Origin of the sequence: uncultured Rossellomorea sp., assembly GCF_947488365.1 — a bacterium.
Taxonomy (GTDB): domain Bacteria; phylum Bacillota; class Bacilli; order Bacillales; family Bacillaceae_B; genus Rossellomorea.
The window spans coordinates 870,864-884,903 of sequence record NZ_CANKZT010000002.1 but is presented as its reverse complement, the minus strand read 5'-3'; the positions used below and the strand labels follow the sequence as shown (position 1 = coordinate 884,903).

Below are 14,040 nucleotides of genomic sequence, written 5' to 3'. Positions count from 1 at the left end.
TCTCCTCGAAGACCTTGTACACCCTGGAGTCCTGGTTCTCCAGGAAGCCCTTGTTCTCCTTGAGGTCCCTGCTCTCCTTGAAGACCTTGTTCTCCTTGAGGTCCCTGCTCTCCCCGAAGACCTTGTACACCCTGAGGTCCTGGTTCTCCACGAAGCCCTGGTTCTCCTTGAGGTCCCTGCTCTCCTTGAAGACCTTGTTCTCCTTGAGGTCCCTGCTCTCCTTGAAGCCCTTGTTCTCCTTGAAGCCCTGGTTCTCCTTGAGGTCCCTGCTCTCCTTGAAGCCCTGGTTCTCCTTGAGGTCCCTGCTCTCCTTGAAGCCCTTGTTCTCCTTGAGGTCCCTGCTCTCCTTGAAGCCCTTGTTCTCCTTGAGGTCCCTGCTCTCCTCGAAGACCTTGTACACCCTGGAGTCCTGGTTCTCCAGGAAGCCCTTGTTCTCCTTGAGGTCCCTGCTCTCCCCGAAGACCTTGTACACCCTGCAGTCCTGGTTCTCCACGAAGCCCTTGATCTCCTTGAGGTCCTTGATCGCCCTGAGGACCTTTTTCCCATTGTATCCTTGTGACTTCTTGAGACACTAAATCTCCTTGAGCTACTCTCTTTCCTCGTTTATCGCTTTTTTTCTTACATTCTTTATCCTTTTCATTTTGATCGCTTTTTTTCTTGGATTTATTACGCTTGCCTTCCCTTTTAGATGCCAATTTTCTCACCTTCTTTTCATATATCAATATATTAATCCTATTAATCAAATGATGAATAACTAAACAGAGTTACTATAGTCTATGAGAAATAATGAGAGCAGGTGTAGACAAACATCCGTTTGTTCCATAAATCAACGATAGTCCTATAGTATTTGAACAAAACTATAATATATTAGTAAATTACTATGAAGGATAAGATGAACTTTTTAGTGGAGAAAGGGAGCTGGGATTGAAGTGTTATGGAAATCGGTAAATAACACAATTAATAAATATGTACACAGTCTTGAAATGGAGACGATTAGCAGAAGTAGCTTCTCCACCTTTTTCACCAATCTCTTGATAGAACTCTTTGTCATGGGATTTTGCAGTCTTTTCCACTTAAAGCGTCTCACTGGACTCATTTCTCCTATACGAAATTTCAGCATTTGGCTCGGTTACAAAAGAGGATCTATCTCATACAATATAAAAAAGCAAATGTCTACCAAGTAAAGGGGTGATTACCGGTGGAAAATCTATTTAACGGAAATTTGAAAATTACAAAGAAAGACCTGGCAGCCTTTGAAATGATTGGTGACGGGAAAGATGGAGAAATCTACAAGGTAGCAGATGACAAAGTTGTAAAGTATTTCTTTAAAGAAGAAACACATCAGAGGGAACTTGAAGCGATGCAAATAGGGCAGACTTCGTCCATTATGCCTCGTCTTTATGAATTCGGTGATAATTATATTGTCATGGAGTTTGTTAAAGGAATATCCCTTGCCCGTCACATGAAACGACAAGGCCAAATTGATGAAGACATGACTAAAAAGATTTTATTCGTTCTGGATGAGTTTAAGAGATTGGGCTTTACGAGATGGGATACAGAGGTTCGCCACATGTTAATGAATGAAGAAGGCGAATTCAAAGTGATTGATCACAAGCGAGCGTTTACATCTGACTCTCCTGTTCCAACGAAACTGTTCAAAGGGATGAAGAAATTTGGTTTAACAGGCGAGTTCCTGGAACATGTCAAGAATTTAAACCCAGAGCTCCATTATGCTTGGAAGAAACTTAAGTAGTTCCATACATGATGAAGGTATTAAGTAGAATATCATAGAGATGAAAACGTTCTTTCCTTTATTTAAGATCGGATAGGACGTTTTCAAAGAAAGTGTTTAGGACAAGCACCTATAAAAATCAAAAAAAAAAGGGAAAGTACTTTCCCAAAAAGTACTTCCCCCAGAACCGATTTATTATTCAAATGATTATACTTTTTTCACCGTTACCCTATCCAAGTGAGTGAATAAAACGTCACCGTTACCATTAGACCATACTAAATAATGATCTTCAGCTTTAATGAATGTTCCGTCGCAGTCTATTTTTTCTGCTCCAGACAAAACCTCGATTTTATCACCAAGCTTGAGTACTTTATTAAGTTTATCTGAAAATCCCATATTGCCTCCTCCTTTCTATCTTGTGATTCATCAGTCTATATATTTATATTAAAAAATAAGGAATTTGATAGGGCTATTACCTATCATTTTCATTTTTTTCAAAAAAAAATGACTGGAAAGCATCCAGTCATTTTTTGTGTTTCTAAATAATGTTCACTAAACTTTACGAACAGTTACATTATTTAAATTAGAAGTGTTCATATGGCCGTCATCGTCAGCCCATACAACGAAGTTATCGCTTGCGTATACATAGGAACCTTCTTCGATTTCTTCGTCACCAGATAGGACCTCGATTTTATCACCTAGAGATAAAATTTTATTAAGAAAATCTGCCATACTACCATCTTTAAACAAATGAGACATTATGTTTCCTCCTTTCGGTATTTACTCTATTTTTATGCTGAATCGCTAAATGCGTAAAGGCAGATAACTAGATTCCAAAAAAAATTTTCGTTTTTAGCATTTACTAGACTAATTATTCTTTATTATCCTCTGACATTGAGTTGATAGGTGAAGGTTCCGAGTCATCTTCTAAAGGGACTTCCTCCACAATCAGTAAACCCTCATCTTGTTTTTCGGGCATTTCAACTACCTCGGATTCCTCAGACAAATCACCTTCTTCATCTACTAGTGAAGGAGCCTGGTTCTCTTCAGGGATCTTGCTTTCTTCTTCCTTGGTAATCTCATCTGATTCAATATCATGTTCAGAAGTAACCTCTTCAATGACAGGCTCTACATCTGTTACCTCAGAATGATCTCCATTTGTGTCCGATTGCAGAGTGTACTCCTCTTCCATATCTGAACCATTAGAGTCATCTTCTGCATTCAATTTGATTTCCTTTTCCATTTCATCAGATGAATTGTGTAATGAGTCTTCATCAGAAGCATGGAAATTTTCTACTGAGGTAGTATCATCTTCGATTTTTTCATTTTCCCAGTGTTCTTGTAGAAGACTGAGATTCAACTGAGACCTTTCCTCAGTCTCATCTTCTTCTTTTTCAAGCTTTACAAAATTCAGCACTTCTTCATTAACGCCAGATTGTTCATTATTTACATCCTTTTTCCGTGAACCTTTTTCTTTCTTATCTTTTTCTTTCTTATCTTTTTGTTTCTTATCTTTTTGCTTCTTATCGTTCTTGTTATCATCTTTATGTTTCTTATCATTTTGTTTCTGCTTTTTCTTTCGCTTGGAGCCAATTTTCCTTACACTGATCGGACCGCATAAATCTGTGAAGTTGACGTTTGCTTTATGATCCATCCAGATGAGAATATTATCGAAAGCTGCTACAAATGTTCCTCCGCAGCCAATCATTTCATCCTCAAAGAAAACTTCAAGATGATCTCCAAGATTGAACATTGAATTCAAGACCCCTTCAACGGATTTACACGGAAGGCAGTCAAAATCTGGATCTGGACAATGCTTTTCATGACAATGCTTTTCATGATCATTTGAACATTCGTCATGATCGTTTGGATCTCCTTCACAGTACTCATCTGTTTCATGAGGATCTCCTATACATAATTTCTCTTGCTCATCAGGTTCTCCAACGCACAACTCATCTTGTTCATCAGGATCTCCTTCACAATTCTCTTCATCGTCGTAATGATCATAATATCTTCTCGAGAAATCATCAAACTCGTTTACCATATGTGTTCCCACTCCTTTACATTTTGTCTACAATTCATAATCAATATATGTATGTGAAAAAGGAATGTATAGCCTATTTTTGTGGTATAATCCCAAATTCCGCTCACTCTAACCGGGCTTTTGAATAGGTTATAAATAGATACAAAGACGTGGAGTGAAGCACATGCCCAATTGTTATCTTTTTATAAATGAACATATTCTGCCAAGGATCTTTTCCTCCATTTATTACGATGACTTTCTGATCCCTTGTCACAATCAATCCATCTTTGTGAGCTATCAAAAACACAAAAAGGAACATGTAACTTATTCTGTAGAACAACTGCAAAGTGCTGTTTATATTGATCAAACTCATGTTTCTCAAATGATACAGAGTATGATGAGCAGCTTAAACGTAACCACTACTCATCATCAAACAATTGAGCGGCCTACCTTCGACATCACTCTTCAAAATGAAGATCAACCCAGCCTGATTATCTCTCGAATATCTAAGCCTCGTCGCCGTAAAAGACGTGGGAAATGTCCGCAGTTACTATCACGTGAGGTACAATCATTCGAAAGAACCAATTATATAGATCACAATAACAGTCTCCACCAATCAAAATATCAAGCTAATGCGCCACCAGTACAACATATTCAGAAAAATCATTCACCAAATACCCACTCTGACAAAGGTAAAAATAAAGATGATTTTATCCAAAAGAAACTTGATCAGGAGAAGCCATCGAGAAAAGATATATATCAAATAAAACAAAAATCCTATACAAAGGGTCACTATGATCAATCGGTTAACGATAAGATATCTCATGAGGAAAAGACACATAATCATAAGGAGCATGAACTGAAAACTAAGCATCCTACCTCCTCTTTAAAATCAGATGTTCCTAAACAAACTTCCACTGCTGGTTCATCCATTGAAAATATAAAATGTGACTCTAATCTGATTGAAAAAGAAGTCAATCTTTATACCAGTTTAAAGAAAAATGAAGTGGATAAAGACATTCATATCTACTCCTCGATGGAGAATGGTAATGACGTAATACAACCGAAGAATTCGCACGAAAAATCACACCCCTACGTAGCAAATGGAGATATTCCATCTGAAAAACTCCTACAAGAAAATGTAAAATTAAAATCTCCTACTGAATTTGATTTCCTAGGATCGAACTCACCGGCTAATGAAGTGAAATATCACCTGAATCGCACTGACTTCCGGCCCAAAAAGATCGTTAATGAAGATAAGAAGGCTGCAGATTTCAATTTCGACATCCTTAGCTCGAAACCGCCAGCCAAAGAAGTGAAATATCATCTAAATCGCACTGACTTCCGGCCAAAAAAGATCGTTAATGAAGATAAGAAGAAGGCTGCAGATTTCAATTTCGACATCCTTAGCTCGAAACCGCCGGCCAAAGAAGTGAAATATCATCTGAATCGCACTGACTTCCGGCCCAAAAAGATCGTTAATGAAGATAAGAAGAAGGCTGCAGATTTCAATTTCGATATCCTTAGCCCGAATCCGCCAGCCAAAGAAGTGAAATATCACCTGAATCGCACTGACTTCCGGCCCAAAAAGATCGTTAATGAAGATAAGAAAAAGGCTGCAGATTTCAATTTCGACATCCTTAGCTCGAAACCGCCGGCCAAAGAAGTGAAATATCACCTGAATCGCACTGACTTCCGGCCCAAAAAGATCGTTAATGAAGATAAGAAGGCTGCAGATTTCAATTTCGACCTCCTTAGCTCGAAACCGCCAGCCAAAGAAGTGAAATATCATCTAAATCGCACTGACTTCCGGCCCAAAAAGATCGTTAATGAAGATAAGAAGAAGGCTGCAGATTTCAATTTCGATATTCTTAGCTCGAATCCGCCAGCTGAAGAAGTGAAAAAGGACATCAAATGTACAGAGCACTCACTTAATGAAATAGCAAAAGACGAAAAAAAATCTACTACGTCTACTAATGAAGCCCAATTTGATATCTTACACTCTAAGTCACCAACTAAAGAAGAAGTGAAAAAAGACATTAAACGTACAGAGCACTCACCTAATGAAATAGCAAAAGACGAAAAAAAATCTACTTTCTCTACTAATGAAGCCCAATTTGATATCTTACACTCTAAGTCACTGACTAAAGAAATGAAAAACGGCATTAAACGTACAGAGCACTCACCTAATGAAATAGCAAAAGACGAAAAAAAATCTACTACGTCTACTAATGAAGCCCAATTTGATATCTTACACTCTAAGTCACCAACTAAAGAAGTGAAAAACGGCATTAAACGTACAGAGCACTCACCTAATAAAATAGCAAAAGACGAAAAAAAATCTGCTACATCTACTGATGAAACCCAATTTGATATCTTACACTCTCATTCTCCAGCTAAAGAAGTGAAATACCACCTAAAACGCTCTGACGTCATGCCTAATAAAATCATTAGTGAAAAGACAAAAATTACACAGAGTCCCAAAGATAACCAATTCGAGATTCTAAGCTCTCACTCAGGAAATGTTAAAAACCAAGTCAAATACAGTAATAAACCAAAAACAATCGTAAAAGACGATGAAAAAACGACCAAAGAGCACGATTTTGACATTTTAAACGACAACACCTCATCTAACCAACCGAAAAAAGAACCATTCTACCAGACTACTAATAAAGAGGCTGGTAAACGAGTCTCTCCTGCTCCTCTTGACATGGATACAGACAATTACTCGCATACAACGATCTTGAATAAATATTTCACACTGGGTGACAAAATCAATGTATATGCGGGAAGTAAATTACTTGATCAGCAAGGAACATTTTTAATAGCCGGACCTGATTTCTTCATATGGATTGATGGTGATGGGTATGTACGGTTACAAATTATCAGCGGCGGAATTAGCATTGGTCAAACGGCAAGGAAAAAATAAGAAACAGACATTAGCCCTGTGCTAGTGTCTGTTTCGACAATATAGAAGGATACATATAGTAATGTAATAGAGATTAGAATGGGGTGAAGGGAATGAAAGAAACTGTATTGGTCATAGCAGCACATCCAGATGATGAACTACTTGGTACAGCGGGTACGCTAAAAAGGCTAGTGGATCAAGGTAATAGAGTCGTCTCGATCATTACAGCAAACGGAAGAAAGGAAGAAGCTCATCATATTCAGCAGCTTGCCCGGAAAGCAAACAAAGAAATCGGGATAAAAGAAGTTATTTTTTTGGAGCATCCAAATCTGGAATTAGAAATGATGGCTCTTCATCTTTTTACAAAAGAAATTGAAAAATTAATTGATATCTATCAACCAAGCAAGATTTTTACCCACCATTACGGTGATGTGAATCGAGATCACCAAATCACCTTTCAAGCTGTATTAACAGCAGTTCGTCCGGTGCCAAATAAACAACCGATTGAACTGATCACATTTGAAACGGTTTCCTCAAGTGAATGGAATACTCAGACAAATGACAAGCAATTCAAACCGAATTATTATGTGAACATTTCAACAGTGATTGATCAGAAAATTGCTTCCTTAAAACATTATGATGTTGAAATGAGAGAATTTCCACATCCACGTTCCTATGAGGGAGTCAAACATTTAGCAAGTGTCCGCGGAATGACGGTCGGGGTACCGTATGCGGAAGCATTTGAAGTCATTAGGAGGGTCTGGAAATGAAGGAACTATATTTTCCCTATCCTTACCTTGTTTCTGCACTGGATAAATATTATGGAGTAAAGGCAAAACCAATAACGGCAAAAACCATGGATTCAGGTACGGATTCAAAACGAAAAAAGAAAGAGCGCAAATCGAAAGTAAAGACTAAAAAGCTGAAAGGTAAACGCGGCGGCGGAAAGAAACTATCCATTCTGATAGCGACATTTTGGGACTATCCCCACACAGGTGGTCTTTCCAACTATATCACTACTTTGCGAGAAGGCTTGCGGGCTTTAGGACACAAAGTGGATATCATTGCTCCAAACCATTTTTCTCAAATAAAAGCAGAGAAAATTCGTGAAGTGGTTGTTCCTGAATTAAAGACCTTTTTCAAGGAACGGTATGGAACGTACACAAGTAAAATTATTCAAAGCTGCCGTCTCCTCTACATTTATGAGCAGATGATGCAAACCGTTAAGTTGGAGAAATACGACATTCTCCATGCTCAGGATTTATTCACAGCCAATATATTAGGTAGATTTAATGAAGACTTAGGTAAACCACTTCTTTTCACCCCTCATGGTATGTTCACCTTTAGCAGGGTCAAGTTCAACCGAATTGAAAGAGGTTCTGAGGAGGAGGTTTATTACAAAGAAATTGAGAGAAAAGCGATTGAATATGCAACTCATATGGTCATTTTAAGTGACTCTTTCCGTGATCCATTAAGCTTACTGGGTGCGAAATCTGCAAAACTTACCACCGTCAACACGGGGATTGATTTTAAATCCGTTGCCCGGAGTGAAACGAGAGGGAAAATTGTGATTTCATGTATAGCAAGGCTTGGACCAAGAAAAGGACATTCAGATTTATTAAATGCTCTTTCTCGAATAAATGGAGCAATTCATGGTGTCGAAGTGCAAATTGTTGGAGATGGAGAAATGCGTGAAGCCCTGGAAGCTCAAGTCCAATCGTTAAGACTATCCAACGTACACTTCTTAGGTAAACGAGATGATGTCCCTTCCATATTAAGTAAAACTGATATTTTTGTTCTGCCAACCATCAATGACAATTTACCGATTTCCATCATTGAAGCCATGCATAGCGGTGCAGCGATACTTACAACCAATTGTGGTGGAATTACAGAAATCATTCACCATAATGAAACCGGAATCATTGTAGAGCCGGGTAATGTAAATCAGTTAGCAACTCAACTAAAGAACCTAATTGGAAATGAGGCATTGCGAAAGAAACTTGGCAACAATGCGTATCAATATGCCAAGAACCATCTCACACGTCAAGCCATGGTTGACAAAATTGAAGAGATTTACCAAGATCTATTAGCTTCGGGAGGAGAATAATGATGTCATCACACCCAGCTGTTGTTCTTGATTTAAGTGCCAATGGAGTTGGTATCATTCATGCTCTTTCTCGAAAAGGAATTGATGTATATGCATTTGATACAGAAGGTCCCTATTCTAGAGGGAAATCCAGACTTGCCACTTGTGGGGTATGTCCAAGCCCCTTACATCAAGAAGCCGAGCTGCTTTCTTTTTTAAAAGGAGTAGCGAAGAATCTTGATGAGAAACCCGTGCTATACGCAGGTGCAGATGATTATGTTGTCTTTATCTCTAAATACAGAAACGAATTATCTCAGTACTATTTGTTTCTATATCCGGATCACTCTCTAATTATGGATTTATTAGATAAGAAGAAAACCTATGAATTAGCATTACAATATAATATCCCAACCGCAAAGACCTTTTTTGTGGAAAACGAAGAGCAGCTTGATGATGCGATTACTCAATTAGAATTCCCGTGTATTTTAAAACCTGTGTTCGGACATGAATTCAGAAAACATGTGAATAAAAAGGCCATTCATATCCAGGACGCCATTCAATTAAAGAAAGTCTTTCCTATCTATCGGAAGTTTGGAGAGCTTATTATTCAAGAAATCATACCCGGAGACAACCAATGTTTCTATAAAGTGGCTACATTTTTTGATGATGAAATGGAATTACTAGCCCTTTTCACTCTTCAAAAAAACCACCAGTTCCCTGCACAATTTGGAACGGGAGCACATATTGTGAGCAAACGAATACCTGATCTGGTTGAAGTCGGTGTTCCACTTTTGAAAGAGTTAGGACTAAACGGAGTAAGCATGATCGAATATAAAAAGGATCCCCGGGATGGACAATATAAGCTCATTGAAATCAATCCCAGGTTCTGGTTGACTCATAGTTTAACAGGTCATTCCGGAGTCGACTTTGCCCATCAGTATTATCTGTACCTTACTGGTCAACATCCTACTCCTCAACTGCAGCAAATTGACGGGGTTCAATGGATTTACATTGTACGTTACTTCCTCACCTTTCTTGAAAAACGAAAGAATGGTGAAATGAGCATTAAAGACTTCTTTAATGGGTTCAGAGGTAAAAAGGTATTCGCCCTACTTGCCTTTGATGACCCTATGCCATTCATCAGGAGTACCACGTCTCACCTGTGGAATGCTTGGAAAAGAAAACGAAAGGAGTGACTTTAGTTTGTACACACCACAAGAAGTGTATGCCATGTTTCATAAGCATGGCATCGAAGAAAAACTCTCAACATCACTTGGGAATAAAGTGTCCATTCATGCTGCATCAATCCAAAACCTTAAATCAACAAAAAGGAGCAGCATTTATCAGCTTCAGCTACAGAAACAAACAGACATCTTCCCCATCATCTTTAAAATCTACCATTCTACCAAATACAAAAATGAAGTCGAAATCAATGTTTACAGCCAAGCCTACCCATTCTTAAAAGAGTTTCTTCCTGAAATCTACTTGATGGAGAAACAGGGAAGTGACACCTGGGTATTCATGGAGTTTGTTCGTCAAATCCGGGGGCAGCTTACCTTTACACCTAAGCACTTTGATTACATTATCCCAACACTTGCCAAACTTCATGCCCACACGTACGAAGGAAAATTCACGAAAGAAAAAAACATTTTTCAGTCTTGGTTTCCCATCTACAGCTCGATAAAAATGAAAAAAGACCGGGAAAAATTCATCTCTAATACGATGACATTTCTTGACGATGCCAAGAAGGATAAACAATTGAAAGACATCATCAAACCACATTACAAATCATTAAAAAATCTGTACAGCCACGGTCCCGACTTTTTCCCGGAATTAATGGACAGCGGCTTCTCGATTACCCATGGAGATCTTCATATGCAGAATATCTGTTCAAAAGATGTAAGCAAAAATCAACCTTGGGAGATTCAATTCATCGATTGGGAATCAGCCAAATTTTCCCCGACATGGTTTGACATGATTGTATTGGTAGAGATTTTACTAGCCTTCAGGAAGGATTGGCAAAGCAATGCTGAAGAGATTCGTACCCATGCGGTTGACGTGTATACGAATGAAATGAAGAAATATGGAATCGACTTTTATACCAAACCGATTCATCTGTACAAAATGGCGTACCTTCAACGAACTCTCGAAAAAGGATTACACACTCAGCTTAGACGTATCTTTGACAATCGAGGCGGTGAGCTTCTCCCTTACCATTTAGAGAAAATATCAACCTGGGGAAGTGAACTGGGAATCTATAAATAGAAGAAAGGATGAGAAAATTTGAGTCGAATGCCCGCTCTCAACATTCACCCCTCTCTTCTGGCCATAATGGATCAGTATTATGGAGTGAAAGGAGACTTTGAAGAGTCTCTCACTCTACAACCATTCTGTCAGAAAACAACAGGTGACGATTTAAAGCCGATGAAAATTTTATACGTCACATTTTTTCAATATCCTCATACAGGTGGATTGTCTCATTACATCACCTCTATAAAAAACGGATTTGAAGAGCTCGGTCATAGTGTAGATGTACTAGCGCCTAACCACATGACTTCAGAACAGCTTGATGAATGGATTCCTCAAGCTGCCTCTGAAGCACGTACCTTTATGCTCGGCCGCTATGGAATCGCCAATGAAAAAATCGTCAAAAATCTCAGTTTTCTTCATGTATTCGAACTGTTTCTTAAAGAAAAAAATCTCCAGCAGTATGACATCATTCACGCTCAAGACCTATTTGCTATCTTCATTCTCGGCCATTTGAACCAAATGTATCAAAAACCATTACTCTTTACGCCACATGGGTTCTTTACGAAAAGCCGCTTAAAATTCAATAAAATACAGATAGGATCCATCGAAGAAGTCTATTTTACTGAACTTGAGAAAGTAGGTATTGAAGCAAGTACTGAAATCGTGATGATCTCAGATTCCTTCCGGCCTAACTTAATGGATTTCGGTGCAAAAGATGAAAGGATGACCACCGTTCATACGGGCATCGATTTTGAACCACTTCCTCATAAAAATCATGAAAACATTATCCTAACATGTGTCTCCCGACTGTCCCCTCGTAAAGGTCATGGATTTCTCTTAGAAGCATTGTCCAAGCTTCGTGAACACCTGACTAATGTAGAAGTATGGATTGTCGGAGATGGTGTCATGAAGGATAGACTGATAAAACAGGCGGAAGAACTTAAGCTAAATAACGTAATCTTTTTTGGAAAACGTCACGATATACCCTCTATTCTTTCCATGTCGGACATCTATGTGTTAGCAACTGTGAATGACAACTTTCCCTTATCCGTCATGGAAGCGATGTTTTCCCGGCAAGCGGTCATCTCCACCACATGTGGCGGACTTCCGGAAATGGTTCAGCATGAAGAAACAGGCATCCTTTGTGAACCTGGTAACGTCGAACAACTTGCACATGCGATAAAGCGTTTCATTACAAATAAGGAAGAACGTGACCGTTTTGCTAACGCTGCTGAATCCTATGCTCGTCAACACTTAACCAGTCAAGTTATGACGAGAAAAATTGAACAGATTTATCAAAGGTATTTATGAAGAAATGAGAAGGAGAATAAACTGATCCAGGACAGTTGAATATTTCAATAAGAAAATGGAGAATGAAGAATGATTTCATAACTCGTGCAAATATAAAGGAAAAGAGCTTGGTAAATTCCAAACTCTTTTCTTTTATTATTTATCTTCCTCAAACGTTCTCCTCTAACTCATCTATAATACTTTCTGCAGTTTTCTTACCGTTTTGAATACACGCACCAATGCCCACTCCGAAATACGAAGCTCCAGCCAGCTTCACTCGTGGTAGTTCGGTTGCGAGATTTTTATCTAACGATTGAACAGACTGACTATGCTCAAGATGATAGTTAGGCATAAGGTCTTTCCAATTTGTCACTTCGACAGAAATCGGGTCTCCGTCTATGCCGACACTTTTTCTGATATCGTCAAGTGCCGTGCGAACCAGTTCTGCCTCGCTAAATTCTTTCAACACTTTATAATGAGGATTTGTGCTTTTATAAAAAAGTCGCAATAAAAGATTTTGGTCATTGGACGTGTGCTTCCACTTCCGACTCGTCCATGTGCAGGCATCACATTTCACTTCGTTGCCTTTGGAGACGATGAATCCTGTGCCATCAGCAGGAAGTTCCTCAGCCGGTATATTAAATCCGAGGTAGATCGAAATCAGTGAAGAGTTTTTCAGTTTATTGAAATCAGGATCAAGTTTTTCATGAGTCAGAATCTTTTGGGCTACATCATGAGGTGTTGCGAATATTGCATAATCCGCTTGAATGCTCCCTTGACCACTGAGAGTCAGCTCATATTTGTCTCCTGTTTTTTGGAGCTTAGTAGTTTCCACTCCCTTTATGATTGTCGCACTGGAACATTTTTCTTCTAAACGTTCAATGATGGTTGATAAACCATTTTTAAACGATATGAACTTTTTATTGGATGGACCTTGGAATTTTTGTTTGTTTTTAGATAAACCTTTAATAATACTGCCGTATTCATTTTTATAATCAAGTAAGTATGGGAGTGTCGAAGCCAAAGTAAGTTTATGCAAATTTCCAGAATAGACGCCTGATAATACTGGGGCAACTTGATTCTCTACCAGTTCTTTACCTAGGAATGCTTCTAAAAATTCACCGATTGAACTTTCTTTTGTAAATTGTGTGTTTTCAGTTTCAAGATCTTTAAGTGCTGCATTCTTACCTTTTTCTGACACCAAGCTGCTATTTTGAAGGGACTCAACGCTCATAGGAATTCCGAAAATCGTGTCATGTGGAATCTTATGCAATTCTCCATTGGTATATATGTAAGATGTGCCTGTTTCATTATAGACAAGTTCATCTTGAAGATGAAGCTCATTAATGAGAGGGAGAACCCCTTCATTACGGGCCACGATGGAATCGGCTCCTGCTTCCATAATGAATTCCGCTTCTCTTACACTTCTAATTTTGCCGCCGAGCTGCTGATTACGCTCGATTAGTATTAACTTGATATCTATTTCTCGTTCTTTGGACATTTTTTGAAGATGGTACAGCGTTGTTAATCCTGTAATTCCTCCACCTACGACAACCACTGTCTTCATACGATTCACTCCAATAATTGCGTTTATGTATACAGATTATCATGTTTTTTGTTGATTAGAAAAAAAATCTGTGTCTGAATTGGGAAAAAGTATCGGGAATAAGGGGTTGAAGGCTGATTTGGGAGCATAATCTGCCAAGCTAAACCGTTTCTTTTCAACTTCAAATTTTTTATTTCAACTTACT

General features: G+C 38.6%; 12 protein-coding genes and 1 pseudogene. 7 read left to right on the top strand and 6 right to left on the bottom strand.

Annotated elements, in window-relative coordinates; translation table 11 throughout:
- Together Q1B03_RS11290 and Q1B03_RS11285 are read right to left on the bottom strand one after the other, a co-directional pair.
- On the bottom strand, window positions 1-493 hold a 493-nt coding region (locus Q1B03_RS11290; protein WP_299741268.1), incomplete at its 3' end, for a hypothetical protein.
- 439 nt (window positions 494-932) lie between these two features.
- Window positions 933-1,070: pseudogene (locus tag Q1B03_RS11285) on the bottom strand (general stress protein); the annotation flags it as partial.
- Window positions 1,071-1,258: 188 nt separating this feature from the next.
- On the opposite strand from Q1B03_RS11285, the gene Q1B03_RS11280 reads away from it, so the two are divergent.
- A complete protein-coding gene (locus Q1B03_RS11280) occupies window positions 1,259-1,753 on the top strand; it encodes a kinase (RefSeq protein WP_299741303.1) in 495 nt (164 codons plus the stop codon).
- Between the two features lie 186 nt (window positions 1,754-1,939).
- Here Q1B03_RS11280 and Q1B03_RS11275 read toward each other — a convergent pair whose 3' ends face one another.
- From Q1B03_RS11275 to Q1B03_RS11265, 3 genes are all read right to left on the bottom strand, one after another.
- The gene (locus Q1B03_RS11275; protein ID WP_044337158.1) at window positions 1,940-2,128 is read right to left on the bottom strand and encodes a hypothetical protein; all 189 of its coding nucleotides are present in this window, start codon (window positions 2,126-2,128) and stop codon (window positions 1,940-1,942) included.
- A 156-nt stretch (window positions 2,129-2,284) separates the two neighbouring features.
- Window positions 2,285-2,491 (bottom strand): hypothetical protein, encoded by a 207-nt coding sequence (locus Q1B03_RS11270; protein ID WP_044337159.1) that lies wholly within the window; start codon window positions 2,489-2,491, stop codon window positions 2,285-2,287.
- A gap of 112 nt (window positions 2,492-2,603) precedes the next feature.
- The gene (locus Q1B03_RS11265; RefSeq protein ID WP_299741267.1) at window positions 2,604-3,776 is read right to left on the bottom strand and encodes a hypothetical protein; all 1,173 of its coding nucleotides are present in this window, start codon (window positions 3,774-3,776) and stop codon (window positions 2,604-2,606) included.
- Between the two features lie 268 nt (window positions 3,777-4,044).
- Between Q1B03_RS11265 and Q1B03_RS11260 the strand changes: the two genes are divergently transcribed.
- From Q1B03_RS11260 to Q1B03_RS11235, 6 genes are all read left to right on the top strand, one after another.
- A complete protein-coding gene (locus Q1B03_RS11260; RefSeq protein ID WP_299741266.1) occupies window positions 4,045-6,684 on the top strand; it encodes a hypothetical protein in 2,640 nt (879 codons plus the stop codon).
- A 92-nt stretch (window positions 6,685-6,776) separates the two neighbouring features.
- Complete coding sequence (locus Q1B03_RS11255) at window positions 6,777-7,433, top strand: PIG-L deacetylase family protein (RefSeq protein ID WP_299741265.1); 657 nt, start codon at window positions 6,777-6,779, stop codon at window positions 7,431-7,433.
- Window positions 7,430-8,770, top strand: coding sequence for a glycosyltransferase family 4 protein (locus Q1B03_RS11250; RefSeq protein ID WP_299741264.1), 1,341 nt, complete (start codon window positions 7,430-7,432; stop codon window positions 8,768-8,770). The genes Q1B03_RS11255 and Q1B03_RS11250 overlap by 4 nt, the downstream gene beginning before the upstream one ends.
- Entirely contained in the window at window positions 8,770-9,945 is a 1,176-nt protein-coding gene (locus Q1B03_RS11245) for a carbamoyl-phosphate synthase (protein WP_299741263.1), read from the top strand. The genes Q1B03_RS11250 and Q1B03_RS11245 overlap by 1 nt, the downstream gene beginning before the upstream one ends.
- Before the next feature lie 34 nt (window positions 9,946-9,979).
- The gene (locus tag Q1B03_RS11240) at window positions 9,980-11,014 is read left to right on the top strand and encodes a phosphotransferase (protein WP_299741302.1); all 1,035 of its coding nucleotides are present in this window, start codon (window positions 9,980-9,982) and stop codon (window positions 11,012-11,014) included.
- A 27-nt stretch (window positions 11,015-11,041) separates the two neighbouring features.
- The gene (locus tag Q1B03_RS11235) at window positions 11,042-12,310 is read left to right on the top strand and encodes a glycosyltransferase family 4 protein (protein ID WP_299741301.1); all 1,269 of its coding nucleotides are present in this window, start codon (window positions 11,042-11,044) and stop codon (window positions 12,308-12,310) included.
- 148 nt (window positions 12,311-12,458) lie between these two features.
- Here the strand turns inward: Q1B03_RS11235 and Q1B03_RS11230 are convergent, their stop codons facing one another.
- A complete protein-coding gene (locus Q1B03_RS11230) occupies window positions 12,459-13,856 on the bottom strand; it encodes a protoporphyrinogen oxidase (RefSeq protein ID WP_299741262.1) in 1,398 nt (465 codons plus the stop codon).
- Window positions 13,857-14,040: the final 184 nt, after the last annotated feature.